Below are 25,652 nucleotides of genomic sequence, written 5' to 3' on the forward strand. Positions count from 1 at the left end.
GCCTGGGGATATGACCTCCGAAGCCACCCTCACCGATCTGCGTTCCATCCCGTTCACGACCGCTGACGGCGGCACGGCGACGCTCGGCGATTACGCCGATCAGGTCGTGCTGGTCGTCAACGTCGCCTCCCGCTGCGGCCTGGCACCTCAGTACGAGCAGCTCGAGGAGCTCCAGCGCACCTACGGCGACCGGGGCTTCATCGTCCTCGGCTTCCCCTGCAACCAGTTCATGGGCCAGGAGCCCGGATCCATGGAGGAGATCCTGGAGTACTGCTCCGGGACGTGGGGCGTGACCTTCCCGATCCAGGAGAAGGTGAAGGTCAACGGCAACGGCGCGGCGCCCGTGTACAAGGCGCTGAAGCGAGCCAAAGACCTCGAGGGCAAGAAGGGGCCGATCATCTGGAACTTCGAGAAGTTCCTCATCACGCCCGCGGGCCAGGTCCACCGCTTCCGCCCGAACATCAAGCCCGACGACCCCGCCATCGTCTCGGTGATCGAAGACAACCTCCCCCGCTGACCCCGAGGGGGCCCCGCTCTCAGCCGGCGCTGGCGGCGGGTTCGGTTTCGGCGGCCGAACGCCGCTCCGACCACACCTGGCGCAGGATCTGTGCGAAGGCGTCCGCAGGCTGGGCGCCGGAGACGCCGTAGGTGCCGTCGATCACGTAGAACGGCACACCGGAGCAGCCGTACGCCTGCGCCTGCGCCTGGTCGCGGCGCACCTCCAGCTCGAACCGGTCCGTGGCGAGCACCTCCCGTGCCGCGTCGGGGTCGAGGCCCGCGTCCACGGCGAGGCGCACCAGCTCGTCGTCGTGACCGATGTGCCGGCCCTCGGTGAAGTACGCCGACATGAGGCGTTCGACGAGGTCCAGCTGCCGGCCCTCTTCCTTGGCGAAGTGCAGCAGACGGTGGGCCTTGCCGGTGTTGGCGTGGTGAAGCAGATCGTAGCGGTACGCCAGCCCAGACCCCTTGGCCACCTCGGTCACGCGGTCGATCATCTGCTGGGCCTGCTCCGGGCTCACGCCCTTCCGCTCGGCGAGGTAGTCCACCTCGCTGCCGTCGTAGTCCGGCGGGGTGTCGGGGGCGAGTTCGTAGGAGTGGTAGACGATCTCCACCTCGGGTGCGTCCGCATCGGCCCGCGTCTGGGCGAGGCCCGCTTCGAGGTTGCGCTTGCCGATGTAGCACCACGGGCAGGCGATGTCGCTCCATACGTCGAGCCGGAGGGGTTCAGTCATATCGACCACAACCATCCCCGGCCGCTGCGCTATTCCTGCCGATCGTGATCTGCGATGTCGGATGTCGGCTGATCGACCGCTCCGCCGAAGCGGCGGTCGCGGTCGAGATACAGGTCGATCGCCTGCCAGAGGTGCTCGCGGGAGAAGTCCGGCCACAGTGTGTCGAGGAAGACGAATTCCGCATACGCCGACTCCCACAGCAGGAAGTTCGATGTGCGCTGCTCGCCGCTGGAGCGGATGAACAGGTCGACGTCGGGCATGTCGGGCTGGTAGAGGTGGCGGCGGATGACCTTCTCATTGATCGCCGACGGACGCATCCGCCCCGCGGCGACCTCGCCGGCGATGGCGCGCATGGCATCGACGAGCTCGATGCGGCCGCCGTAGTTGATGCACATCGTGAGGGTGAGGACGTCGTTGCCGGCGGTCAGCCTCTCGGCGAACTGCAACTCCTTGATCACCGAGGTCCACAGCCGAGGCTTGCGCCCCGCCCAGCGGATCCGCACGCCCCACTCGTTGAGCTGATCACGCCGCCGGTGCAGCACATCCCGGTTGTAGCCCATGAGGAAGCGGACCTCATCGGGCGACCGCGCCCAATTCTCGGTCGAGAACGCGTAGACGCTCACGTGCCTCACTCCGGCCTGGATCGCGCCGGCGACGACGTCCAGCAGCACCTCTTCCCCCGCCTTGTGCCCTTCCACCCGCGTCAGTCCCCGGCGGTTGGCCCACCGGCCGTTGCCGTCCATGACGATCGCGATGTGGCGCGGCACGGCGCCTGGGAACACCGGCGGGTGGATGCCCGTCCAATCGAGCGGCCGGTAGGGCACGGCGTCACGATGGGTGTAGGGCTTCGGTGTCATCGGGCGGCCTCGACATGCTGGAGCGAGCGGATGCCGCGCTCGAGATGCCACTGCGCGTAGGCGGCGATGAGTCCGGACGCCGCACCGGCGGAGTGCGCCGACGCCCCATCGACAATCTCCCACTCCCCCGCCATGAGTGCGGTGAGCAGGCCGATCGTGGCGGGATCGATGCGCGCCGCACCGGTGGGAGCGCAGGCGGTGCACACGACGCCTCCGAGCTGTGCGACGAATTGGTCGTGCGGCGCAGGCGCGCCGCAGCGCGCGCACTCGCCCAGACCCGGTGCCCAGCCGGCGAGGGCCATCGCCCGCAGGAGGTAGGAATCCAGGATGCTGCGCGCGGCGTGATCCCCTCGTGCGAGTGCGCGGAGCCCCCCGACCAGCAGCAGGTAGTGCGGCGTGGCGGCTTCGGCATCGCCCAGGCGATCGGCGGCTTCCACCATCGCGTGAGCGGCGGTGTATCGGTCGTAGTGCTGGGAGATGTCGGCGCCGTAGGAGCCGAGCGACTCGGCCTGCTGCACGATGTCGAGCGATCGGCCCCGGGAGAACTGCACATCGGCGACCATGAAGGGCTCGAGCCGGGCGCCGAGACGGGAGCTGGTGCGGCGCACGCCCTTCGCCACCGCGCGGATCTTGCCGCTGCGGCGGCCGAGGGCGGTGACGATGCGATCCGCCTCCCCCAGCTTGTGGGTGCGCAGGACCACGACCTCGTCGCGATAGGTGGGCACACTCGATTATCGCGTCGTCGGGCCAGAATGGACGCGTGGAGGAGCCGCTCTTCGTGATTCCGCTGTGGGCAGATCTGACCGCGGTCGGTCTCGGCGGCATCCAGGGGGCACTGTTCGCATCGGGCTTCCGTGGACAGCGGCGCCTGGACTTCCTCGGCGTGGCCATCATCGGCATCGTCCTCGGTATGGGCGGCGGGCTCATCCGCGATCTGCTGCTGAACACCACTCCGGTCACCCTCCAGAGCAACTGGTACCTCATCACCGCGACAGCAGCGGCCCTTGTCGGGATGCTGCTGTCAGGGGTCTTCGCGCGGCTGAACGCCGTCATCGTTGGCCTCGACGCCCTCTCGATGGGGCTGTTCGGCGCCTTCGGCACCAGCAAGGCCCTGGCACTCGGGCTCCCCGTCGTCCCCGCGGTGTTCGTCGGCGTCTGCGCCGCGGTGGGCGGCGGCATCCTCCGCGACATGCTGATGGGGGTGCCCATCGCGATCATGCATGTGGGCTCGCTCTACGCGGTCGCCGCCGCGGTCGGGTGCTCGGTCCTCGCCGCAGTTCACGCCTTCGGCGCGACCCTCGTCGTGGCAGCGATCATCGGCATCGCCGTGACCGCCGTCATCCGGCTCCTCGCGGTGATCTTCGACATCTCCCTGCCGGAGCAGCGGGCGCTGTACCGCCGCAAGGTCGCGGTGGAGACCACCGGGATCCCCGTCATCAAGCCCTGAGCACCGTTCACACCCCGGCGAGGACCCCCGCCTGCTCGCGCGTGCGGATCGACCGGTTCACACCCGAGACGATCGCCTTGAGCGATGCCGTGGAGATGTCCCCATCGATGCCGACGCCCCACAGGCGCTGGCCGTCGACCTGCAGTTCGATGTAGGCCGCGGCCTGGGCATCGCCACCGGAGCTCAACGCGTGCTCGACATAGTCGTACAGCGTCACGTCGAAGCCCTGCGCGCGGATGACCTCGAGGAAGGCCGCAACGGGACCGTTCCCGTGACCGGAGGCTGCAACGCGCTCCTCACCGTCGCGCAGCGAGACCTCGAGGACGACATCGCCGGACATGTCGCTCTCGGTGCGGGTGCTCAGCAATTCGAAACGGCCCCAGCGGTCGTCGGGCTCGGCAGCGGGCAGGTACTCGTCGGTGAAGATCCGCCAGATCTCGTCGCTGGTGACCTCGCCGCCCTCGGCGTCGGTCTTGGCCTGCACCACGCCGGAGAATTCGATCTGCAGGCGGCGCGGCAGGTCGATGGCGTGGTCGCTCTTGAGCAGGTACGCCACCCCGCCCTTGCCGGACTGGGAGTTGACGCGGATGACCGCCTCGTACGACCGACCGAGATCCTTCGGATCGATCGGCAGATACGGCACCGCCCACTCGAGGTCGTCCACTGAGACGCCCTCGGCGGCAGCCCGGGCGTCCATCGCCTCGAAGCCCTTCTTGATCGCGTCCTGGTGCGAGCCGCTGAACGCGGTGAAGACCAGGTCGCCGGCCCAGGGGCTGCGCTCGTGCACCGGCAGCTGGTTGCAATACTCGGCGGTGCGCTTGATCTGGTCGACGTCGCTGAAGTCGATCATCGGGTCGATGCCCTGGGTCAGCAGGTTGATGCCGAGCGCGACCAGATCGACGTTGCCCGTCCGCTCGCCGTTGCCGAACAGGCATCCCTCGATGCGGTCGGCACCGGCCATGTAACCGAGCTCGGCGGCGGCGATCGCTGTGCCGCGGTCGTTGTGCGGGTGCAGAGACAGGATGACGTTCTCGCGGTGCGCCAGGCGGCGGCTCATCCACTCGATCGAATCGGCGTAGACGTTGGGCGTCGCCATCTCGACGGTGGCCGGCAGGTTGATGATCACCTTGCGATCCGGCGTCGGCTCGAAGACCTCGATGACCTGATTGCAGACATCCACCGCGAACTCCAGCTCGGTGCCGGTGTAGCTCTCGGGAGAGTACTCGTAGAAGACCTTCGTCCCGGGGATGCGCTTCTCGAACTCCCGGCACAGCCGCGCGCCCTCGAGCGCGATGTCGATGATGCCCTGCTTGTCGGTGCGGAACACGACGTCGCGCTGCAGCACGCTCGTGGAGTTGTACAGGTGCACGATGGCCTGCTTCGCGCCGGCGATGGACTCGTACGTGCGCTCGATAAGGTGTTCGCGCGCCTGGGTCAGGACCTGGATCGTGACGTCATCGGGGATCACATCCTCCTCGATGAGGTGCCGGACGAAATCGAAGTCCGTCTGGCTGGCCGACGGGAAACCGACCTCGATCTCCTTGTAGCCCATGCCGACCAGCAGGTCGAACATGATGCGCTTGCGCTCGGGGCTCATCGGGTCGATGAGGGCCTGATTGCCGTCGCGCAGGTCGACCGCGCACCAGCGCGGGGCCTGGGCGATGCGCTGGTCGGGCCACGTGCGGTCGGGCAGATCGACGCGGATCTGCTCGTGATACGGCCGATACTTATGGATCGGCATGCCCGAGGGGCGCTGGGTGTTCTTCATGTCGCTTCTTCTCTTCCACGTCTGAGGGACGGGCCGACGCCGAGCTCCGCGACGAGGGTGGCCCTAGATCGAGGCCTCGCCGCGGCGGCTAAGGAGAAGAAGCAGGCCGGCGCGCATGCGGCCATGGTAGCAGGCTCAGAAACCGAGGCGTCTCAGCTGCTTCGGGTCGCGCTGCCACTCTTTGGCGATGCGCACGTGCAGGGCGAGGTACACGCGCGTGCCCAGGAGCGGCTCGATCTGCGAGCGGGCGCGGGCTCCGACATCCCGCAGGCGCGAACCGCGGTGGCCGATGATGATCGCCTTCTGGCTGTCGCGCTCGACGACGATGTCGGCGAAGACGTCGGTCAGGTCGCTGTCCTCGCGGCGTGCGATGTCCTGCACGACCACCGCGATGGAGTGCGGCAGTTCGTCCCGCACTCCCTCCAGAGCTGCCTCCCGGATGATCTCCGCCACGCGGTCGTCCACCGATTCGTCGGTCACGACGTCGTCGGGGTAGAGCGACGGACCCTCCGGCATGAGGGCGAGCACCTCATCGCTGAGGACGTCGAGCTGCGTGCGGGTCAGCGCCGACAGCGGGATGACGGCTGCCCAGTCCTCTCGCAGGGAGTCGACCTCCATCAGTCTTTCGGTGACCTGTTCGCGCGTGGCCGCGTCGGTCTTCGTGACGATGGCGATCTTCTTCGCCCGAGGATAGCCCGTGAGCGAGGCGGCGATCCGGCGGTCGCCCGGGCCCACCGCGTCGGTGGCCGGGACGCAGAATCCGATCACGTCGACGTCGCCGAGCACGTCTTCCACGAGGTCGTTCAGCCGCTGACCAAGGAGGGTGCGCGGCTTGTGGATGCCGGGGGTGTCGACAATCACCAGCTGGCCGCCGGGGCGGTTGACGATCCCCCGGATCGCCCGGCGGGTGGTCTGAGGTTTCTCGCTCGTGATGGCGATCTTCTCGCCGACGAGGGCGTTCATGAGGGTGGACTTGCCGACGTTGGGTCGGCCGACGAAGGTCACGAATCCAGAGCGCGACCCGCTCGGCGCATCGGAGGGATCAGCGGTCATCGTGCTCCTGCTTCCCGTTCACTGTGCTCGCGCTCCCGCGCGGCCTCTTCGGTCCGTTCGACGAAGACGGTCGCAAGGCCCCGCCCGTGTCCTCGCGACGTGCCCCCGGTCATGACGAGGCCGAGATACTCGGTGGTCGCTCCGGGCTGCGGCACCTGTCCGAGGGCCTTGCCGAGGAGTCCCCCGATCGAGTCGACGTCTTCGTCCTCCAGCTCGATCCCGAACAGATCGCCCACCGCGTCGAGGTTCAGACGGGCACTGACCCGATAGCGGCCGGGGTCGACCTCGACCACCTCGTCGGCGCGCGGGTCGTACTCGTCGGAGATCTCACCCACGAGCTCCTCGATGATGTCCTCCAGCGTGATCAGGCCCGAGACGCCCCCGTACTCGTCGATGACAAGGCAGACGTGCACCGCATCGCGCTTCATCTGCTGGAGCAGGGTCTCGGCGCGCATGGATTCGGGAACGAACACCGCCTTCCGGGCGATGCGCGTTACCGGGGCGTCGCGCCAGCCGGACTCGTCGCGGAACCCGAACTGGACCAGGTCTTTGAGGTACAGCACTCCGACCACGTCGTCGGCCTCCTCGTCGATGAGGGGAACGCGGGAGACCCCCTTGTCGAGGAAGACCTGCATCGCCTCGCGGGTGGAGGTGGTGGCCTCGACGGTGACCATGTCGGTACGCGGCACCATCACCGCTCGCACGAAGGTGTCGGTGAAATCGAACACCGAGTGGATCAGATCGCGGTCGTCCTGCTCGATCAGGTCGTGGGATGCCGCTTCGTCGACGATGCTGAGCAGCTGTTCCTCCGAGGCGAACGACGCCCCCCGGGGCGCGCCCGGGGTGACCCGGTTGCCCAGCACGACGAGTCCGTGCGCGAGCGGGCCGAGTACGAGGCGCGCGCCGCGGATGACCGGCGCGGCGCCGCGGAGGAGCCCACGGGCGTGACGCCGCCCGACGCCACGGGGGCTGGCACCCACGAGCACGAAGGAGATCCCCGTCATCAGCACGATGGCGGCGACGATCGCCCACGGGATGCCGTCGAACAGGATGACGAACGACACCGTCACCAGCACCGCCGCCCCCGTCTCGGCGAGGACGCGGATGAACACCACGGCCGTGGCGTGCGCGTCGGGGTCGGCGGCGATCCGGCGCAGAGAGGTGGCGTTGCGCGGCGACTGCTCGGCGAGTTCGCTGAGGTCGCCGCGGGAGGTGACGCCGAGGGCGGCGTCGATCGACGCCATGAGTGCGCCGAAAGCCACGAGGACCAGGGCGAGCAAAAGGAGGAGAACTGGGGTCATGACCGCGCGCGACGGCGCTCGCTCATCTGAAAGGACACGATCAGGTCGCGCTGGAGCCCGAACATCTCCTTCTCCTCCTCAGGTTCGGCATGATCGAAGCCCAGCAGGTGCAGCAGGCCATGGGTGGTGAGCATGACCAGTTCGTCCATCGTCGAGTGCCGAGCGGCTGTCGCCTGGGTCTCGGCCACCTGAGGGCACAGGACGATGTCGCCGAGGAGCCCCGCGGGCGTGGGTGATTCCTCGGTGCCCGGTCGCAGTTCATCCATCGGGAAGCTCAGGACATCGGTCGGCCCCGGCTCATCCATCCACTGCAGGTGCAGCGACTCCATCGCGCCCTCGTCGACGAGGAGGATCGCCACGTCGGCTTCGGGGCTGACATGCAGCTCGCCGAAGTTGTGCTCCATGAGCCGCAGGAGCACGGTCTCGTCGACCGACATCCCGGACTCGTTGGTGATCTCGATCGTCACTGGCGTCCCCGTTTCGGCAGGCGGTCGCGAGGACCGGGGGCGCGCGTCGCGCCACGACGTTCCGCGCGGCTGGCGAGCTCGGCCGCCTCCTCGCGTTCGCGGCGTGCGGCCAGGCGCCGCTCGTCGAACTCGCTGTACGCGTCCACGATCCGCCCGACCAGGGTGTGGCGCACGACGTCGTCGCTCGTGAGGTAGGCGAAGTGGATGTCGTCGATGCGGTCGAGCACGCGGGTGACCAGGCGCAGCCCCGAGGCGCCCTGCGGGAGGTCGAGCTGGGTAATGTCGCCGGTCACGACCATCTTCGTCCCGAAGCCGAGCCTGGTCAGGAACATCTTCATCTGCTCGGGCGTGGTGTTCTGCGCCTCGTCGAGGACGACGAACGAGTCGTTGAGGGTGCGTCCGCGCATGTAGGCCAGGGGTGCGACCTCGATCGTGCCGCTCGCGATGAGCTTGGGCACGATCTCGGGGTCCATCATCTCGTTGAGCGCGTCGTAGAGCGGGCGCAGGTACGGGTCGATCTTGTCGGTGAGGGTTCCCGGAAGGAAGCCCAGACGCTCCCCCGCCTCCACCGCCGGACGGGTGAGGATGATCCGGTTGACCTCCTTGCGCTGGAGCGCCTGAACAGCCTTCGCCATCGCCAGATAGGTCTTCCCCGTACCGGCCGGCCCGATGCCGAAGACGATCGTGTGATCGTCGATCGCGTCGACGTAGGCCTTCTGCCCGAGGGTCTTGGGACGGATCACGCGGCCCCGGGTGGACAGCAGCGGTTCACCGAGAACCTCGGACGGGCGCGGCCCCCCGTCGCTGCGCAAGATGCGGTCGGCGGAGGTGACATCGGCCGGACCGAGGCTCTGACCCGCCTTCGTCATCTCCAGCAGCTCGTCGACCAGCACGCGGGCGGCCGCCACGGCCGCGGCCTCGCCGGTGAGGGTGATCTCGTTGCCGCGCACGTGCACATCGACATCCGGATGCTCTTTCTCGACCACGCGCAGGAGCCGATCCTGCGGACCGAGCAGCTGGACCATGGCGACGCCGTCCGCGAAGACGCGTTCGACGGCGGGTGGGGTGTCAGGCACGAAGCTCCTTCTCTTTCAGCCCCCCGGCGAGGACGTGCGCATGCACGTGGAAGACCGTCTGCCCGGCGTTCGCACCGGTGTTGAAGACGAGGCGGTAATCGCCGTCGGCGTGTTCCGCTGCGAGCGATCCGGCCACCGCGACCATCTCGCTGAGGAGGGCCGGGTCGCCGGCGGCGAGCTCTCCCACGTCGCGGTAGCGCTCGGTCTTGGGGATGACCAGCAGGTGCACCGGGGCCTGAGGAGCGATGTCGCGGATGGCGAAGACGTTCTCCGTCTCGGTGAGGATCTCCCCGGGGATGTCGCCGGTGAGGATACGGCTGAAGACCGACGGTTCGCTCATGGAGGAAGTCTACCGACGGGGCGTCACCAGCGACCGAGGGCGGCGCTGACGACGGCGATCGCCGCGGGACCGGCCGTCGACGTGCGCAGCACCGTTTCGCCGAGGCGACGCACGGTCGCACCGGCGTCTCGCAGCAGACGGAGCTCCTCCGGGGCGATGCCGCCCTCGGGACCGACGACGAGGAGGAGATCGCGGCCCGACGGGACGAGGCCGCTCAGCCGCTCGGTGGCCGTCGGCTCGAGGACGACGACGAGGTCGCGGTCCGCTCGCCCGGCGATCACCGCCGTGGTGACCGGCTCCGTCACCACCGGCACCCACGGCCGATGAGCCTGCTTCGCGGCCTCCCGGGCGATCGTCTGCCAGCGCTCTCTCCCCTTGACCGCCTTGGCCGCGTCCCAGCGGGAGATGCTGCGCGCGGCCTGCCAGGGGACGATCTCGTCCACGCCCAGCTCGGTCGCGGCCTGCACGGCCAGCTCGTCGCGGTCGCCCTTGGCCAGCGCCTGGACCAGGATCACCCGGGGGACGGGGGCGGCGATCTGCGACCTCGCGGACACCATCACCGCCACCGCCGACGCGGACACCGACTCGCAGACGCCCTCGAGCCACACCCCGGCGCCGTCGCCGACGGTCACGTTCTCACCGACGCGCACACGACGCACCGTGGCTGCGTGCTTCGCCTCGGCACCCGTCAAGGTCACGACGCCGCCGACGGGCGCCTCGGTGGCCTCGGATGTCATAAAGTGCAGGGGCACCGCTCACCCGTTCCGGAAGCGATCCCGCAGCTTCGCGAACAGGCCCTGGTGGAACTCGGAGAGCCGCGGCGGCGCGGGCTTGGTGCGCTTGGCGAGCTCTTCGACGAGCGCGCGCTCGCGGTGATCGAGCCGCGTGGGCGTCACCACCTGCACACCGACCCGGAGATCGCCACGCTGCGAGCCGCGCAGCGGCGTGATCCCCCGACCCTTGATGGTCAGCACGTCGCCCGATTGCACGCCGGCCCGGAGCTCCAGGTCGACCGGTCCATCGAGCGAGTCGATCGTCGTGTGCGTGCCGAGGATCGCGTCCGGCATCGACACCTCCAGCGTTGCCAGCAGGTCATCGCCGTCGCGAGAGAACACCGGGTCGGGAGCGATGCTCACCTCGAGATACAGATCGCCGTTGGGGCCGCCGGCGGGTCCGACCTCGCCCGAGCCGGGCAGCTGCAGACGCAGACCGCTCTCGACCCCCGCAGGCACGTCGATCGACACCGTTCGGCGTGAGCGGACCCGACCCTGGCCCTGGCAGGTGGCGCAGGGGTACGGAATCGTCGTGCCGTACCCCTGGCAGACCGAGCACGGCTGGGACGTGACGACGTTGCCGAGGAGGCTGCGGACCTGCCGCTGGACGTGGCCCGTGCCGTGGCAGATGTCGCACGTGACGGGTGACGTGCCGGGCTGGCAGCACGATCCGGTGCACGTCTCGCAGACTACGGCGGTGTCGACCTCGATGTCGCGGTGCACGCCGAAGACGACGTCCCGAAGCTCGAGATTGATCCGCACCAGCGCATCCTGACCCCGTTCGCGACGCGAGCGCGGCCGGGCACCGCGCGCTCCGCCGCCTCCTCCCCCGCCGAAGAAGGTCTCGAAGATGTCACTGAACCCGCCGAACCCGCCGGCGGCTCCCCCGAACGCCGTGTCGCCGCCGAGGTCGTAGCGGGCGCGCTGGTCGGGGTCGCTCAGCACGTCGTAGGCGTGCGTGACGAGCTTGAACCGCTCGGCGGCGTCCTCTCCGGGATTGACATCGGGGTGCAGCTCTCGCGCCAGCCGCCGGTAGGCGCGCTTGATGTCGTCGGGGCTGGCGTCACGCGCCACACCGAGTACTTCGTAGTGGTCAGCCACTTTCACCTTCCTGCCGCGCCGAGCGCGGGGAGTCTTCGGAATGCCGTCGTCAGCGGGCGCTGTCGTCTTCGTCCAGGAGACGAGTGAGGTACCTCGCCACAGCCCGGACGGCCGCGAGGTTGGTCGGGTAGTCCATGCGGGTCGGTCCGAGCACGCCGACCCGGGCGCGAGACCCCGTCGCGTCGTAGTCGCTCGCCACGACCGACGCCTCGCTGAGGCCGAAAGGCTCGTTCTCGCGGCCGATGCTCGCGGCAAGTCCCTGATCGTCGGCGACCATCTCGCCCATGAGCTTCAGGAGCGTCACCTGCTCCTCGATGGCCTCGAGCAGCGGGTAGATGCTGCCGCGGAAGTCCGCTTCGCTGCGGGCCAGGTTGGCGCTGCCGGCGAGCACGAGTCGGTCCTGACGAAAACCGTCCAGCTCCTCACCGATGACCCGGAGGATCGCCTGGAGCGCGGGTCCGTCGGGATCCCCGGGCAGCGGGCCCGACTCCACGGCGGTCGCCACCTCGGCGACCCCTTCCCGCACCGGCACTCCGACGACGAGGTCGGCGACCCGGCCGCGGATCCGCTGCGTCCGGTCCTCATCGATCTCGACGCCCAGGAAGGCCAGTCGCTGGGAGACCCGCCCGGTGTCGGTGACGACGATGACCAGCACTTTCAGCGCGTCCAGGCGTACGAGTTCCACGTGGGAGACCGTCGCGCGGGCGAAGGACGGGTACTGCACGATCGCGACATGCCCCGTGAGGCCCGTCAGAGCGCGGACGGTACGGGCGAGCACTTCGTCGAGGTCTGAGGGGCCTTCCAGGAACGAGGAGATGGCCGTCCGCTGGGCGGGGCTCAGCGGCCGCACCTGTGCCAGGTGGTCGACGAAGACACGGTAGCCCTTGTCCGTCGGGACCCGCCCGGACGACGTGTGCGGGGCGACGATGAGGTCTTCATCTTCGAGGAGGGCCATGTCGTTGCGGATCGTGGCAGCCGAGACGCCGAAGGCGTGACGCTCGACGATGGCCTTGCTGCCGACAGGCTCGCGCGTGTCGACGTAGTCCTGCACGATGGCGCGCAGCACCTGCAAACCGCGTTCGCTGACCATGACACCCCCTCCGCAGGCCTGCCCTCGCTCCTGGCACTCGTTGGATCCGAGTGCCAATTCTAACGGAACACCCTCGAGGTCGGACGGTCGGGGCGCGGCATGTCAGGCCGTGAGCGTGCGGACGACGCGGTCGGCCAGGAGTCGTCCGCGCCGGGTCAACCGCACGCGGTCTGCCGTCCGGGGTTCGACGAGGCCGTCCGCCACGAGCGCCGCGAGGGAGGCGCCGGCGCCCGACGGCAGGGAGGACGCGGCGAGACCATCGCGGGTGCGGACGCCGAGGAGAACCGCCTCGAGTTGGCGCGAGGACGGCGAGAGGACCTCGCGTCCCGCTGCGGGTGAAAGCCCTTCCTCGAGTCTTCGGGCGTAGGCGGCGGGATGGCGGACATTCCAGAAGCGGGTCCCGGCGATATGACCGTGGGCGCCGGGGCCGAACCCCCACCAGTCACTGCCCCCCCAATAGGCGGCATTGTGGCGGCAGCGGTCCGCGGGGGTGCGCGCCCAGTTGGAGACCTCGTACCATGACAGTCCCGCCGCGGTGAGCAGGTCGTCAGCGAGCTCGTACATCTCCGCCTGCAGATCGTCATCGGGGAGCGCGAGTTCCCCCCGACGGATGCGGCGGGCCAGCGCCGTCCCCTCTTCGACGATGAGGGCGTAGGCCGAGAGGTGGTCGGGATCGAGGGCGATCGCCGTCTCGAGCGATGCGCGCCAGTCGGCCAGCGACTCTCCCGGCGCGCCGTAGATCAGGTCGATGCTGACGCCGAGCCCGGCCTCACGGGCGGCCGTGACGGCTGTCGCGACGGCGTCGCTGCGGTGCGAGCGATCCAGTGTGGCCAGCACATGGGGAACCGCCGACTGCATGCCGATGGAGAGCCGGGTCACTCCGGCCCCGGCGAGCCGGTGAGCGACCGCGGCGTCGACTGTGTCTGGGTTGGCCTCCACCGTCACTTCGACGTCGGTGGCTCCCGGGAACGCCGAGCGCACGCCGTCGAGCATGCGGACCAGATCATCGGCAGGAAGAAGGGTGGGCGTGCCCCCGCCGAAGAACACCGTCTCGACCGGTCGGAGCGGTCCGGTCTCGGAGAGCACACGGCGGGCCAGCGTCACTTCCCGCAGCAGGGTCTCGGCGTAGTCGTCCTGGCGGGCGCCGCGCAGCTCGGTGGCGGTGTAGGTGTTGAAGTCGCAGTATCCGCAGCGCACCCGGCAAAACGGGATGTGCAGGTAGGCGCCGAAGGGCACCGCCGGATCGATGACCGTGCCGGCCGGCAGCGAGCCGTCGGCGGGGGCCGGGTCGCCGAGGGGAAGCGCGGCTCCCACGCTCAGTCGGGGGTGGCGTACAACGGTGAGATGGCACGCAGGTAGCGGGTGAACAACTCACGGCGCCGGCGCCGGGTCAGGGCGGGGAAGAGCCGGTACACCAGCGCCTGCGGTGCGTCGAAGGCGCGGACGGTGAACCAGACCTCGTCGTTGTCGCGCCAATCGAGCATGAACGACTCCTCGCCGCTGACGACCGATCCCTGCACCGTGCCGAGGGCGAACCCGATGCGACGCGGTTCCTCGACCGCGAAGATGACCCGCAGTTCGCCGTCGGCGCGCATGCCGGCGATCCGGCCGGCCAGGTGGACGGTCGCCCCGGCGGTGACGAAGGGGGTGCCGTCGGAGTCGTAGCGCTGCTCGACCTCGAGCTTGCTCGGGGCGATCGGCGCGCCGTTCTCATCGAAGCTCACACCGGCGTACATCGGACCCGCTGCGGGACGGACATCGCTGAGCTCGAGACCTGCTCCGCGCTGGGCGCTCCACGACAGCAGCGACTCACCGGCTGCGCGGAAGCGATCCTCCCCGCTGCCGATCCGCCAGGACTGCTCGGCCGGGATGCTGCGCTCCGGGGGGAAGTGCATGAGGTCGGCGGCCTGCGTGGCCCCGACAGCGGCGTAGTCGACCGTGTCTTCCCTGAAGGTTCCGCGGCGCATGGGTGACAGCCTACTTCTGCTTCCCCTCGACATCCCCCGAGAGCGCAGCGATGAAGGCCTCCTGCGGAACCTCGACGCGGCCGACCATCTTCATGCGCTTCTTGCCTTCCTTCTGCTTCTCGAGCAGTTTGCGCTTCCGGGTGATGTCGCCGCCGTAGCACTTGGCCAGGACGTCCTTTCGGATGGCGCGGATGTTCTCCCGCGCGATGATCCGGGCGCCGATGGCGGCCTGGATCGGAACCTCGAACTGCTGACGCGGAATGAGCTTGCGCAGCCGCTCGGTCATCATTGTGCCGTAGGCGTACGCCTTCTCGCGGTGCACGATGGAGCTGAAGGCATCCACCTTCTCTCCCTGGAGCAGGATGTCGACCTTCACGAGGTCCGCGGTCTGCGAGCCGGCGGGTTCGTAGTCCAGGCTCGCGTAGCCCTGGGTGCGGCTCTTGAGGTGGTCGAAGAAGTCGAAGACGATCTCGCCGAGGGGCATGTTGTAGCGAAGCTCCACGCGGTCTTCGCTGAGGTAGTCCATGCCCAGGAGCGAGCCGCGGCGGGACTGGCAGAGCTCCATCACGGTCCCGACGTAATCCTTCGGCAGCAGGATGCCGACCTTCACGATCGGCTCGGACACCTCGGCGACCCGACCGTCGGGGTACTCGCTGGGGTTGGTCACCGAGATCGTCTCGCCGGTGTCGGTCTGCACCTCGTACGTGACCGACGGGGCGGTGGTGATGAGGTCCAGCCCGAACTCGCGTGACAGCCGCTCGGTGATGATCTCCAGGTGCAGGAGCCCGAGGAACCCGCAGCGGAATCCGAAGCCGAGTGCGACAGAGGTCTCGGGCTCGTACTGCAGTGAGGCGTCGGAGAGCTTGAGTTTGTCCAGCGCCTCGCGAAGCTCGGCGTAGTCGCTGCCGTCGATCGGGTAGATCCCCGAGAACACCATCGGCTTCGGGTCGGTGTATCCGGGGAGGGCCTGGGTGGCGGGCCCCCGCTGCGTGGTGATGGTGTCGCCGACCTTCGACTGGCGGACGTCCTTTACCCCGGTGATGAGATACCCCACCTCCCCGACGCTCAGTCCTCGGCTCGGAATCGGCTCGGGGCTGGACACGCCGATCTCGAGCAGCTCGTGCGTGGCCTTGGACGACATCATCTGGATGCGCTCACGCGGCTCGAGCTTGCCGTCGATCATCCGGACGTAGGTGACCACACCCCGGTAGGCGTCGTAGACCGAGTCGAAGATCATGGCGCGCGCCGGGGCGTCGGCTCGCCCCTGGGGCGCGGGGATCTGCTCGACGATGCGGTCGAGGAGCTCCTCGACGCCCATGCCGGTCTTTCCGCTCACCCGGAGAACGTCGTCAGGATCGCCGCCGATGAGTCCCGCCAACTCCGCGGCGTACTTCTCGGGGTCGGCGGCGGGAAGGTCGATCTTGTTCAGCACCGGGATGATGTGAAGGTCGTTCTCCAGGGCCAGATAGAGATTGGCGAGGGTCTGCGCCTCGATGCCCTGTGCGGCGTCGACGAGCAGGATCGCCCCCTCGCAGGCCGCGAGCGATCGACTCACCTCGTAGGTGAAGTCGACGTGACCGGGGGTGTCGATCATGTTCAGCGCGAATGTGCCCGCATCGGTGGCCCACGGCATCCGCACCGCCTGGCTCTTGATCGTGATGCCGCGCTCGCGCTCGATGTCCATGCGATCGAGATACTGGGCGCGCATGTCGCGATCGGCGACGACGCCGGTGATCTGCAGCATGCGGTCGGCCAGGGTCGACTTCCCATGGTCGATGTGGGCGATGATGCAGAAGTTCCGGATGAGCTCGGGCGGGGTCGCACTGGGCTCGAGGGGCTGGAGGGCGCGCGGGGACATATTCCCTCGATTCTACGGGCGCCCGGCCGGCCGTCTGCGCCGCCGGAAAGAGAGCGGGATGCCGGTGCACGCCGCCTTTCGCGAAGCGTCATCGGGAGTTTCCACAGGGGTCATCCACGCGATGGCGAATTCGGTAAGGATCGAACGGCGTGCCCCCGGACGATGGTCTCGTCGTGCTCGGGACGCTGATCGTCTGTGCATACGAATCCAGGAGAGTGTCTGTGACCGTGACATCCGGTGCCCCATCCCCCACTCCACGCCGACCGAGACGGAGGGCCCGGATGCTCGGCGCCGGCCTGCTCTCGGGGGCCCTCGCGCTGAGCGGTGCGGGCTTCGCCCTGCCGGCGCAGGCCGCGGTGAGCGTCGACGCCACCGTCCTCATCAACGAGGTCTACGGCGGCGGCGGCAACAGCGGTGCGGCGTTCAGCCGCGACTTCGTCGAGCTGGTCAACACCGGAGACACCGCGGTCGACCTCGGATCGTGGAGCGTGCAGTACGCGTCGTTCTCCGGTTCATCGTGGCAGGTCACCCCCCTGACGGGGATGACGATCGAGGCGGGCGGCACGCTCCTCGTCGGCCAGGCGACCGGAAGCAACACCTCTCTCCCCGGATTCGACGCCGACGTCGAGGGAACCATCCCGATGTCGGGCGAGCGGGGCAAGGTCGCCCTGGTCGACTCTGCTGAGGCTCTATCGGTTGGATTGAATGTCGCCGCGCTGCCCCAGGTCGTGGACTACCTCGGGTGGGGCGATGCGACGGACTCCGCCGGAAGCCCCGCTCCCGCCACGACGAACGCTCAGAGCGTCTCGCGCGACGCGGAGAGCTCGCACACTGCGGACAACTCCGTCGACTTCACCGTCGGCACGCCGACGCCCGAGGGCGCGGGGGGCGATGTCGATCCCGAGCCGACTCCCGATCCCGAGCCGACTCCCGATCCCGAGCCGACCGACCCCGCCACGGTCTCGATCGCCGAGATCCAGGGCACCGGCGCTGCGACCCCGCTGAACGGCCAGACGGTCGTCACCGAAGGGGTCGTCACGGCGCACTACCCGACGGGCGGCCTCGCCGGCTTCGTCATCCAGTCCCCGGGCACCGGCGGCGTGGCAGGCGCCGCGTCCGACGCGGTCTTCGTCTACGCCCCCGAGACGGTGGGTCAGGTCGCCCTCGGCCAGACCGTCCGCGTGACGGGGCTTGCCACCGAGTTCAACGGACTCACCCAGGTCGACATCCGCACCGGAGGCGTCGAGGTCATCGCAGACGGTGCCCCGGTCACGCCGCTCGTCACCGGCTGGCCGGCCGACGACGCGGGCCGCGAAGCGCTGGAGTCGATGCTGATCCAGCCCGAGGGGACGTTCACCGTCACCGACACCTACGGCACGAACCAGTACGGCGAGGTGCCCCTCGCCTTCGGCGACAGCCCGCTCCTCCAGCCCACCGAGGTGGCACTCCCGGGCTCGCCCGAGGCCGCAGCGGTCGCTGCCGACAACGCCGCCCGGCGCGTCGTCCTCGACGACGGAGCGAGCACCAACTTCCTCTCCGCGGCCAACGCCGGCCTCACCCCGCCGTACGTCTCGCTCACCGAGCCGGTCGTCGTGGGAGCCTCGGTCACCTTCACCTCACCGGTGATCGTCGACTACCGCAACAACGCTTTCAAGCTCAACCCGACCTCGCCGCTCACGGGTGATGGATCGGGCGCCGCCGACGGCGTGGAGTTCGACGACGTCCGCACCGCCGCCCCGGAAGAGGTCGGCGGCGACATCAGCGTGGCATCCTTCAACGTCCTGAACTACTTCACCACCCTCGGCACCGACAGCGCCTCGTGCACGGCGTTCCAGAGCCCCGACGGCTCGGAGCTGAACAACGTCCGCGACGGATGCGACCAGCGCGGGGCGTGGGATGCCGCGGACTTCGCACGTCAGCAGTCCAAGATCGTTTCGGCGATCAACGCCCTCGACGCCTCGGTCGTGGGCCTCATGGAGATCGAGAACTCGGCGGCGCTGGGCGAGGAGACCGACGAGGCCCTGTCGAGCCTCGTCGACGCCCTCAACGACGCCGCGGGAACGGATCGCTGGGCTTTCGTCCCGTCCTCCGACGAGCTTCCGGATGCCTCCGGTCTGGACGTGATCACCAACGCGATCATCTACCAGCCCGGAGAAGTGAACACTGTCGGCGACGCCCGTGCGCTCGGGGACGAGTCGGGTGCGGACGGCGCGTTCCAGAACGCGCGCGAACCCATCGGTCAGGTCTTCTCCCCGGCCGAGGGCGGCGAGGAGTTCCTCTTCGTCGTGAACCACTTCAAGTCCAAGGGCTCGGTCGGACCGTGGCCAGGCGACGTCGACTCCGGTGACGGACAGGGCACCTCGAACGAGTCGCGCGTGCGACAGGCGACGGCTCTGGCGGAGTGGGTCGAGGAGGTCCAGGGCGACACCGCGTCGGTGATCCTCGCCGGTGACTTCAACTCGTACGGGCAGGAGGACCCGATGCGGGTGCTCTACGAGGCAGGCTACGCCGACGCAGAGCAGGGCGACGAGTACAGCTACGTGTTCCAGGGGCTCTCGGGCTCGCTCGACCACATCCTCGTGAACGAGGCCGCGTCGGCCCGCCAGACCGGCGCGGACGTCTGGAACGTCAACGCCGGCGAGGCGCTCGCGCTCGAGTACTCGCGCTTCGGCTACCACGGCGCGGAGTTCCACGCCGACGACCCGTACCGCTCGAGCGACCACGATCCGGTCAAGGTCGGCCTGAGCGCCGGTGCCCAGGCGCCCGTCGAGGTCGACATCCTCACGATCAACGACTTCCACGGTCGCCTCGAGGCCAACCCCTCCGGCCCCGAGGCGGGCGCCGCGGTGATCGCGGGCGCGGTGGACGCGAAGAAGGCCGAGAACCCGAACACCCTGTTCGTCTCCGCGGGAGACAACATCGGCGCATCGACCTTCACGTCGTTCATCCAGCAGGACAATCCGACCATCGACACGCTGGTGGCTTCGGGTCTCGACCTCTCGGTCGTGGGCAACCATGAATTCGACCGCGGTTTCGACGACCTGCTGAACCGGGTGCTCCCCCGCTTCGGCGGCAACACCGACCCGGAGAATGTGACGGACGAGCAGCGCGCGGCCGGTCAGGACTTCGGTCTGGGCGCCAACGTGTACGCCGCGGGCACCACCGACCCGGTGCTGCCGGAATACGCGCTGCGCGAGATCGACGGGGTGAGCGTCGCCTTCATCGGCACCGTGACCCCCGACACCGCCACGATGGTCGACCCCTCCGGCATCGCCGACATCGAGTTCGGCGATCAGCTGGAGGCCGCCAACCGCGTCGCCGACGAATTGGCCGACACCGTCGACCCCGACGTCATGGTGCTGCTGACCCACTCGGGCGCGGCGACCGGTGACTGCGCGCAGCTCGCGGCGGACGCGCAAGGGTTCGGCGACCTGGCAACCGGCGCCTCGCCCCTCATCGACGCCATCGTCTCGGCGCACACGCACCAGACGTACGCGTGCGAGGTTCCCGTGGACGGCACCGACCGGACTCGCCCGGTCATCCAGGCCTCGGAGTACGGCAAGGCCATGGGTCAGCTGTCGCTGAGCTACGACGTCGAGACCGACGAGCTGATCTCGATCGAAGGGACGACCTTCCCGCTGAAGGACGCCTTCCCCGCCGATGCGGAGATCGCCGCTCAGGTCGCCGGCTACGTCGAGACGGCCAGCGAGCTCGGGTCCGCCCCTATCGGATCGATCACGGGCGACATCCTGCGTGGCGGCACGCCCCCGGGCGCCGACCGCGGCGTGGAGTCGTCGATGGGCAACTGGGTCGCCGACGTCTATCTCTGGGCCACCAGCGAGAACCCTGCCTTCGGCGGTACGCCGGCGCAGATCGCGCTGATGAACCCGGGCGGACTGCGCGCCGACCTCCTGGTCGGAGACGACGGTGTCGTCACCTACAAGGAGGCGGCCGATGTACAGCCGTTCGCGAACACGCTCGTCACGGTGACGCTCACCGGCGCGCAGCTCGAAGAGATCTTGACGCAGCAGTGGAAGGCGACGGGCGATCGCCCGAAGCTGCACCTCGGTGTGTCCGAGGGCTTCAGCTACGAATACGTGGAAGGCGAGCCGGCGGCGGGCCAGACTGTCGCCCGCTCGGGGACCATCGTCTCGATGAGCTACCAGGGCGAGCCGATCGCGCCGACCGACACCTTCACGGTCGTCACGAACTCCTTCCTCGCCAACGGCGGAGACGGGTTCCCGACGTTCACCGAGGGAACCGACCGCACCGACACCGGCCAAATCGACCTGGACGCCACCCTGGCCTACTTCCAGGCGCTGGAGACGGTCGATCCGGCACCGCTCGGCCGAGCGATCATGGCGACCGACGTCCCGACCGAGCCGGGTGAGGGCGGCACTCCCGGCACTCCCGGTCAGCCCGGTCAGCCCGGCCAGCCGGGCACGGGCAGCCAGGCGGGCGACCCGCTCGCCGTGACCGGTGCGCAGCTGCCGCTCGGGGTCGCGCTCGGTGGCGTCCTGCTCCTGGTCGCCGGCGGGGTGTTCTTCGCCCTGCGCCGACGGACGCTGCCCGTCGAGCGGTGATCTGACGACGCACCCTCACAGCGACGGCCCCCACCTCCCGGCGGGGGCCGTCGTCGTGGGTGGCGCGACGACCGTATCGTGGATCCCATGGGGGTCCAGGTCGTGTTCGTCCACGGCATCCGCACGTCGGCCACCATGTGGCGGGCCCAGGTCGAGTACCTCCGGTCTCGGGATGTGTCCGTGACCGCCGTCGATCTTCCCGGACACGGCACCCGCCGCGGAGAGCTGTTCACCCTCGACGGCGCATTCGAGACGATCGACCGCGCCGTCCGCGCGGCGGCCGCATCCGGGCCGGTGCTTCTCGTCGCGCACTCGATGGGCGGCCTCGTCAGCATCGACTACGTCGGGCAGGACGATCCGCCACCGGTCGCGGGTTTCGTCGCCGCATCCTGCACCGCGATCCCGCGGGGCGTGGGCCTGGCCACATACCGCTTCCTCGCCCGACGCTTCGACGCACTGCCGGACCGCGGCATGTGGCTGACGAACTACGTCCTGGACCGCACCCTCCCCCACGAGACCCGACCGGACTTCGGTGCGGGCGGCTATGCCTTCGATGCCCAGGACGTGGCGCTGCGGAGCCTGTCGGTCCTCGATCTCCTGCGCGCACTCGGCCGCATCGAGGTTCCGCTGTGGTTCATCAACGGCCAGTACGACCAGCTGCGTGTGAACGAGCGGCTCTTCCTGCGCATCGCGACACACGCCGAACTCATTGTCGTGCCGCGCACCAGCCACCTCGTCACCGCGATGCGTCCGCGCGTGTTCAACGCCCTGCTGGGAGTGGCCATCGCCACGCTCGAGCAGGACGGTGGGCAGGACACCCGCACCTGACCTGGTAGACTCCTTGTTTGGCTTGCGTGTGGGTTCGCCCTCACGACCGCCTCGCGACGGCCCTCTCCTGTCGCCGGGCATCTCATCCAACCTTCGAACGAAAGAACGTCGACACGTGGCGAACATCAAGTCGCAGATCAAGCGCAACAAGACCAACGAGAAGGCGCGCGAGCGCAACAAGGCCGTGAAGAGCGAGCTGCGGACCGAGATCCGCCGCACGCGCGAGGCCGTCGCCACCGGCGACAAGGCGACCGCCGAGAAGGCGCTGGCCAAGGCGACCAAGAAGCTCGACAAGGCCGTCAGCAAGGGTGTCATCCACCAGAACCAGGCTGCGAACCGCAAGTCGGCGATCGCGAAGCAGGTCGCGTCGCTCTGACGTCGTAGACATGGAACGGCCCGTCTCCTCGGAGGCGGGCCGTTCGTTCGTCCTGTGGCGACGATCCGGCGTGGTCGTCGCCGCGGGTCTCAGCCGGGTGCCCCGGCGAACGGCTCGCGAGTGGCGATGACTGTGACCAGTCGCTCGAGGGCGAAGACGGGGTCACGTGAGGCGCCCTTTACCTCCGCGTCCGCTCGAGCCGCCGCCTGGATCGCCATACCCAGTGTGGACTCCGACCACCCCGACAGGTCGCGGCGCGCTCGGTCCACCTGCCAGTCCTTCAGTCCGAGCCGCGCCGCCAGTGCCGACGACGGCTCGCGGTGCCCTGCGATGCGCGCCATGGTGCGCAGTTTCGACGCGATCGCCGCGACGAGGGGCACCGGATCGGCTCCCGAGGCGAGGGCATGGCGGAGGGCGATGAGCGCCTCGCCGTAGCGACCCGCAATGGCGGTGTCGGCGACGGTGAACGCTGAGGTCTCGACACGTCCGCCGTAGTAGCGCGCGACGGTCTGCTCGGTGATGTCATCCGCGACGTCGGCGATGAGCTGCTGGCATGCGGCAGCCAACTCGGTGAGGTCGTCGGCGAACGCGGACACCAGGGCACGCAGTGCGCCGGGCGCGATGCGCTTGCGCGCCTGGGTGAACTCGGCCGCGGCGAAGTCGAACCGGTCCGACTCCCGCTTGAGCGCCGGACAGGCGATCTCGACGCCGCCTCCCTTCCCGGCCCGGACGGCGTCCAACAGCTTCTTGCCGCGAACACTCGCGCCGGTGTGGCGCAGGAGCACGGTCGCCCCCTCCTGCGGGTGCGCGAGGTAGGCCAGAGCTTCGGTGAGGAACGCGTCGGAGCATCTCTCCACGCCGAGGACCCGCACGAGACGCGGCTCACCGAACAGGGACGGGGACGTCAGGGCGAGCAGCGAACCGGCCGCGTAGTCGTCCGCTCGGATGTCGGACACTTCGAGACTCGCGTCCTCCGCGCGCAGATAGTCGCGGAGCCCGGCGATGGCCCGCTCGGCGCAGACCTCCTCCGGGCCTGACACGAGGACGATCGGCGCGGGGTGCGGTTCGCGCCAGGACAGCTGCGGGATGGCGCTGCGCGGCGCCGGGGAGCGGGCAGCCGAGCGAGACGAGGAGCGGGCCGGCATGCGGTCCAGCCTAGCGAGCGCCGCCGACAGGCCTCTCCGGCGCTGCGCGCCCGCCGTCGCGGAAGATCCGCAGTCGATCGTCGTCGAGCCACAGGGCGACCAGGCCGTCCTCATCCGTTCGGGCGACCGCCGTCCCCGTCGCCGCCAGTGCACGGAGGATGTCCTCACGAGGGTGCCCGTGGCGGTTTCCCTGCCCCACGGTGATCAGCGCGGCAGCCGCGTCGACGTCGTCGTAGAGCGGAACGTGCTGATCGGCGCTGCCGTGATGGGCGACTTTGACCAGATCGTAGGAGTCGGAAAGCACCCCGTCATCGACGAGCGCCCGCTGCGGAGCCGCCGAGAGATCGCCGAGGAGCAGGACGCTGGGAATCCCGGCGCCGTGGACGTCGAGCACCACGCTCGCGTCGTTGCCGGGCGGAAACGCGGGCGAGTTCCTGCGGGGCCAGAGGGTGCGCCATGTCGCATCGCCGAGCCGGCCCGAGGTGCCCTGATGGACCTCCTGGACGTCGGCGCCGCCGGTGACGAGAGCGGAGCGCACGCGCGCGGCCGACGCGCCGTCGAGGGGGCCGTGGATGACGGTGCCGACACGCCCGACGACCGCGTCGACGCCCCCGGTGTGATCGATGTCGAAGTGGGTGAGCACGAGGAGATCGATCCGGTTGACGCCCACCCGGTCGAGACACGCGCCCAGCGCGACGGGATCGGGCCCGGTGTCGACGAGGGCCACCGAACCGGCGGAGCGGACGAGCACCGCGTCACCCTGACCGATGTCGCAGGCGATGACGTCCCACGCTCCCGGCAGGGTGAGGGGGCCTGCGAGCGTGCGGAGCGCGGTCGTTCCCGACACGATCCCGAGGGTGAGCGCGAGAGCGAGGCCGGAGGTCAGGCGGAGGGCGCGGAGAGCTCCCCGCCGACGGGGGCGGACCGCCACGAGGACCCAGACCGCTGCGCCGGCTGCGGCCAGCGTCAACAGACCTCCGATCCCGCCGATCCACGGTGCCTCCGCCGCTGGGAGCGCGGAGGCGGTCTCCGCGACGGCGGCGATCCACGCCGCAGGGATCCAGGCGAGGGCCGCCAGGCCCGACTGCAGGAGCGGGATCATCGGGGACAGACACGCCAGGAGTCCGACGATCGTCGCCACGGGCGCCGCCGGCGCCGCGAGGACGTTCGCGAGGACGCCGTAGAGCGGAATGGTCGGCTGAACGAGGACGAGGAGCGGACCGCAGGCGATCTGCGCGGCGATCGGCACGGACAGGATGAGGGCGAGCGGAGCGGGGAGAACCCGTGCCAGCCCAGCCGCCAACGGCGGAGCGAGAACGAGGAGCGAGCCGGTGGCCACCACCGAAAGGGCGAACCCCAGTGAGATGGACAGCCACGGGTCGAGGGCGAGGAGCGACACCACCGCCAGGCTCAGCACAGCCAACCCGATGCCGGAGCGACCCAGGAGCACGGCGAGCATCGCCACTGCCGCCATGACGCCCGCCCGCACCACACTCGGTTCCGGCGTGACGAGGACGACGAAGCCGCCGAGGGCCGCAAGAGCCAGCATCGTCCGCGCGCCGCGTCGCAAGCCGAGCGCGGCGCCGAGGAGGTAGGCCACGCCGACGACGAGTGCGCAGTTGGCACCCGAGACGGCGGTGAGGTGCGACAGCGACGATTTGGTCATCGCCGTCTCGAGCTCCTCGGTGACCAGCCGCGTGTCACCGACCGCGAGCCCCGGGATCAGCGCGCGTCCCGGGTCGGGAAGCCCGCTCACGGCCGCGACGAGTCCGCTGCGCAGGTCCGAAGCCACGGCGAGGATGCCGGTCGGGGGCCGGATCACGACCGGTGTCGTGCTGGCGCGGAGGACGAGCGCGGCGCGGTCGCCGGCGAACGGCCGATCGGCGACGCCGGCGAGCCGGACTCGGGCGCCGACGTCGAGCTCGGGAAGGACGTCACGATCGGAATCGGCCAAGACGACGCTCACCGCCACCGCCCCGGCGCCGCTCGGGGCGTGCTCACCCGTCTCAAGGGAGAGTGCGACCGCATCGAAGGCCCACTCCGCGGCACCGCGACGCTCGACCTTGCCGGTGACGAGGACCTCCGCCTCCACGCTCCGCCCGACCGGAACGCGCTCCTGCGCCTCCCTGGCGGCTGGGGAGGCCAGCGCGACATGGGTCGAGGCGACCGCTGCGGCCACCATTCCGAGTGCCACCGCGGTGCACCAGAGGCTCCCGGCCCGTCGACCATGGATGCGACGCCGGGAGGAAGCGCGCGCACCGGCGACCGAGACGAGGAGAACGGCTGTCGCCGTCCACGTGACTCCGGCGATCGCCGAGGCTGCGCACGGATACAGGGTCGCCACCGCGGCGGCGATCCACGTGAGGACGGCGGCCCCCGGCATCCGTGAT

General features: G+C 69.6%; 22 protein-coding genes. 5 read left to right on the forward strand and 17 right to left on the reverse strand.

Features of this window, described 5'->3' with window-relative positions; translation table 11 throughout:
* Window positions 1-10 precede the first annotated feature (10 nt).
* Window positions 11-517 carry a glutathione peroxidase gene (locus HDC37_RS09250; protein WP_179560133.1) on the forward strand — a complete coding sequence of 169 codons (507 nt, stop codon included), beginning with the start codon at window positions 11-13 and terminating at the stop codon, window positions 515-517.
* Between the two features lie 19 nt (window positions 518-536).
* Here HDC37_RS09250 and HDC37_RS09255 read toward each other — a convergent pair whose 3' ends face one another.
* From HDC37_RS09255 to recO, 3 genes are read right to left on the reverse strand one after another with little or no spacing between them, the layout of a single operon-like run.
* Complete coding sequence (locus HDC37_RS09255; protein ID WP_179560134.1) at window positions 537-1,232, reverse strand: DsbA family protein; 696 nt, start codon at window positions 1,230-1,232, stop codon at window positions 537-539.
* 29 nt (window positions 1,233-1,261) lie between these two features.
* Entirely contained in the window at window positions 1,262-2,089 is an 828-nt protein-coding gene (locus tag HDC37_RS09260; RefSeq protein WP_179560135.1) for an isoprenyl transferase, read from the reverse strand.
* Window positions 2,086-2,814, reverse strand: a complete 729-nt coding sequence (recO, locus tag HDC37_RS09265; protein ID WP_179560136.1) for a DNA repair protein RecO — start codon at window positions 2,812-2,814, stop codon at window positions 2,086-2,088. Before recO ends, HDC37_RS09260 begins: the two co-directional genes overlap by 4 nt.
* A 35-nt stretch (window positions 2,815-2,849) precedes the next feature.
* Between recO and HDC37_RS09270 the strand changes: the two genes are divergently transcribed.
* Complete coding sequence (locus HDC37_RS09270) at window positions 2,850-3,536, forward strand: trimeric intracellular cation channel family protein (protein WP_179560137.1); 687 nt, start codon at window positions 2,850-2,852, stop codon at window positions 3,534-3,536.
* Window positions 3,537-3,543: 7 nt separating this feature from the next.
* Here the strand turns inward: HDC37_RS09270 and leuA are convergent, their stop codons facing one another.
* From leuA to lepA, 12 genes are all read right to left on the reverse strand, one after another.
* A complete protein-coding gene (leuA, locus tag HDC37_RS09275; RefSeq protein ID WP_179560138.1) occupies window positions 3,544-5,304 on the reverse strand; it encodes a 2-isopropylmalate synthase in 1,761 nt (586 codons plus the stop codon).
* Window positions 5,305-5,439: 135 nt separating this feature from the next.
* Window positions 5,440-6,357, reverse strand: coding sequence for a GTPase Era (era, locus tag HDC37_RS09280; protein ID WP_179560139.1), 918 nt, complete (start codon window positions 6,355-6,357; stop codon window positions 5,440-5,442).
* Window positions 6,354-7,658, reverse strand: coding sequence for a hemolysin family protein (locus tag HDC37_RS09285; RefSeq protein ID WP_179560140.1), 1,305 nt, complete (start codon window positions 7,656-7,658; stop codon window positions 6,354-6,356). The genes era and HDC37_RS09285 overlap by 4 nt, the downstream gene beginning before the upstream one ends.
* Window positions 7,655-8,125, reverse strand: a complete 471-nt coding sequence (gene ybeY, locus HDC37_RS09290; protein ID WP_179560141.1) for an rRNA maturation RNase YbeY — start codon at window positions 8,123-8,125, stop codon at window positions 7,655-7,657. Before ybeY ends, HDC37_RS09285 begins: the two co-directional genes overlap by 4 nt.
* Window positions 8,122-9,150, reverse strand: coding sequence for a PhoH family protein (locus HDC37_RS09295; RefSeq protein WP_179560507.1), 1,029 nt, complete (start codon window positions 9,148-9,150; stop codon window positions 8,122-8,124). Before HDC37_RS09295 ends, ybeY begins: the two co-directional genes overlap by 4 nt.
* Before the next feature lie 43 nt (window positions 9,151-9,193).
* Window positions 9,194-9,541, reverse strand: coding sequence for an HIT domain-containing protein (locus tag HDC37_RS09300; RefSeq protein ID WP_179560142.1), 348 nt, complete (start codon window positions 9,539-9,541; stop codon window positions 9,194-9,196).
* Window positions 9,542-9,564: 23 nt separating this feature from the next.
* Entirely contained in the window at window positions 9,565-10,293 is a 729-nt protein-coding gene (locus HDC37_RS09305) for a 16S rRNA (uracil(1498)-N(3))-methyltransferase (protein WP_374939162.1), read from the reverse strand.
* Between the two features lie 3 nt (window positions 10,294-10,296).
* Window positions 10,297-11,415: a molecular chaperone DnaJ gene (gene dnaJ, locus HDC37_RS09310; RefSeq protein WP_179560144.1), complete on the reverse strand. Its 1,119-nt coding sequence runs from the start codon at window positions 11,413-11,415 to the stop codon at window positions 10,297-10,299.
* Between the two features lie 49 nt (window positions 11,416-11,464).
* Window positions 11,465-12,505: a heat-inducible transcriptional repressor HrcA gene (gene hrcA / locus HDC37_RS09315; RefSeq protein ID WP_179560145.1), complete on the reverse strand. Its 1,041-nt coding sequence runs from the start codon at window positions 12,503-12,505 to the stop codon at window positions 11,465-11,467.
* A gap of 102 nt (window positions 12,506-12,607) precedes the next feature.
* Entirely contained in the window at window positions 12,608-13,819 is a 1,212-nt protein-coding gene (gene hemW / locus HDC37_RS09320; protein ID WP_179560146.1) for a radical SAM family heme chaperone HemW, read from the reverse strand.
* A gap of 2 nt (window positions 13,820-13,821) precedes the next feature.
* Window positions 13,822-14,472: a DUF1990 family protein gene (locus HDC37_RS09325; RefSeq protein WP_179560147.1), complete on the reverse strand. Its 651-nt coding sequence runs from the start codon at window positions 14,470-14,472 to the stop codon at window positions 13,822-13,824.
* Between the two features lie 10 nt (window positions 14,473-14,482).
* On the reverse strand, window positions 14,483-16,330 hold the full coding sequence (gene lepA / locus HDC37_RS09330; protein WP_179560148.1) for a translation elongation factor 4: 1,848 nt from the start codon (window positions 16,328-16,330) through the stop codon (window positions 14,483-14,485).
* A gap of 281 nt (window positions 16,331-16,611) precedes the next feature.
* Here lepA and HDC37_RS09335 point away from each other — a divergent pair, with 281 nt between their 5' ends.
* The 3 genes from HDC37_RS09335 to rpsT all read left to right on the forward strand — a co-directional run bounded on the left by HDC37_RS09335 (window position 16,612) and on the right by rpsT (window position 22,117).
* Window positions 16,612-20,913 (forward strand): ExeM/NucH family extracellular endonuclease, encoded by a 4,302-nt coding sequence (locus HDC37_RS09335; protein WP_179560149.1) that lies wholly within the window; start codon window positions 16,612-16,614, stop codon window positions 20,911-20,913.
* An 87-nt stretch (window positions 20,914-21,000) separates the two neighbouring features.
* A complete protein-coding gene (locus HDC37_RS09340; protein ID WP_179560150.1) occupies window positions 21,001-21,741 on the forward strand; it encodes an alpha/beta fold hydrolase in 741 nt (246 codons plus the stop codon).
* A gap of 115 nt (window positions 21,742-21,856) precedes the next feature.
* Window positions 21,857-22,117 carry a 30S ribosomal protein S20 gene (gene rpsT, locus HDC37_RS09345; protein ID WP_141938606.1) on the forward strand — a complete coding sequence of 87 codons (261 nt, stop codon included), beginning with the start codon at window positions 21,857-21,859 and terminating at the stop codon, window positions 22,115-22,117.
* Between the two features lie 89 nt (window positions 22,118-22,206).
* Here rpsT and holA read toward each other — a convergent pair whose 3' ends face one another.
* Entirely contained in the window at window positions 22,207-23,262 is a 1,056-nt protein-coding gene (gene holA / locus HDC37_RS09350; RefSeq protein ID WP_179560151.1) for a DNA polymerase III subunit delta, read from the reverse strand.
* Window positions 23,263-23,272: 10 nt separating this feature from the next.
* Entirely contained in the window at window positions 23,273-25,645 is a 2,373-nt protein-coding gene (locus HDC37_RS09355) for a ComEC/Rec2 family competence protein (RefSeq protein ID WP_218869574.1), read from the reverse strand.
* Window positions 25,646-25,652 lie beyond the last annotated feature (7 nt).

It is taken from the genome of Microbacterium sp. AK009, assembly GCF_013410955.1.
Classification (GTDB): Bacteria; Actinomycetota; Actinomycetes; order Actinomycetales; family Microbacteriaceae; genus Microbacterium.

Coding starts and splice junctions, on each gene's coding strand:
- HDC37_RS09250 (WP_179560133.1), top strand. CDS start 11: ATGACCTCCGAAGCCACCCTCACCGATCTGCGTTCCATCCCGTTCACG.
- HDC37_RS09255 (WP_179560134.1), bottom strand. CDS start 1,232: ATGACTGAACCCCTCCGGCTCGACGTATGGAGCGACATCGCCTGCCCG.
- HDC37_RS09260 (WP_179560135.1), bottom strand. CDS start 2,089: ATGACACCGAAGCCCTACACCCATCGTGACGCCGTGCCCTACCGGCCG.
- leuA (WP_179560138.1), bottom strand. CDS start 5,304: ATGAAGAACACCCAGCGCCCCTCGGGCATGCCGATCCATAAGTATCGG.
- era (WP_179560139.1), bottom strand. CDS start 6,357: ATGACCGCTGATCCCTCCGATGCGCCGAGCGGGTCGCGCTCTGGATTC.
- HDC37_RS09285 (WP_179560140.1), bottom strand. CDS start 7,658: ATGACCCCAGTTCTCCTCCTTTTGCTCGCCCTGGTCCTCGTGGCTTTC.
- HDC37_RS09295 (WP_179560507.1), bottom strand. CDS start 9,150: ATGGTCCAGCTGCTCGGTCCGCAGGATCGGCTCCTGCGCGTGGTCGAG.
- HDC37_RS09300 (WP_179560142.1), bottom strand. CDS start 9,541: ATGAGCGAACCGTCGGTCTTCAGCCGTATCCTCACCGGCGACATCCCC.
- hrcA (WP_179560145.1), bottom strand. CDS start 12,505: ATGGTCAGCGAACGCGGTTTGCAGGTGCTGCGCGCCATCGTGCAGGAC.
- HDC37_RS09325 (WP_179560147.1), bottom strand. CDS start 14,472: ATGCGCCGCGGAACCTTCAGGGAAGACACGGTCGACTACGCCGCTGTC.
- lepA (WP_179560148.1), bottom strand. CDS start 16,330: ATGTCCCCGCGCGCCCTCCAGCCCCTCGAGCCCAGTGCGACCCCGCCC.
- HDC37_RS09335 (WP_179560149.1), top strand. CDS start 16,612: ATGCTCGGCGCCGGCCTGCTCTCGGGGGCCCTCGCGCTGAGCGGTGCG.
- HDC37_RS09340 (WP_179560150.1), top strand. CDS start 21,001: ATGGGGGTCCAGGTCGTGTTCGTCCACGGCATCCGCACGTCGGCCACC.
- holA (WP_179560151.1), bottom strand. CDS start 23,262: ATGCCGGCCCGCTCCTCGTCTCGCTCGGCTGCCCGCTCCCCGGCGCCG.
- HDC37_RS09355 (WP_218869574.1), bottom strand. CDS start 25,645: ATGCCGGGGGCCGCCGTCCTCACGTGGATCGCCGCCGCGGTGGCGACC.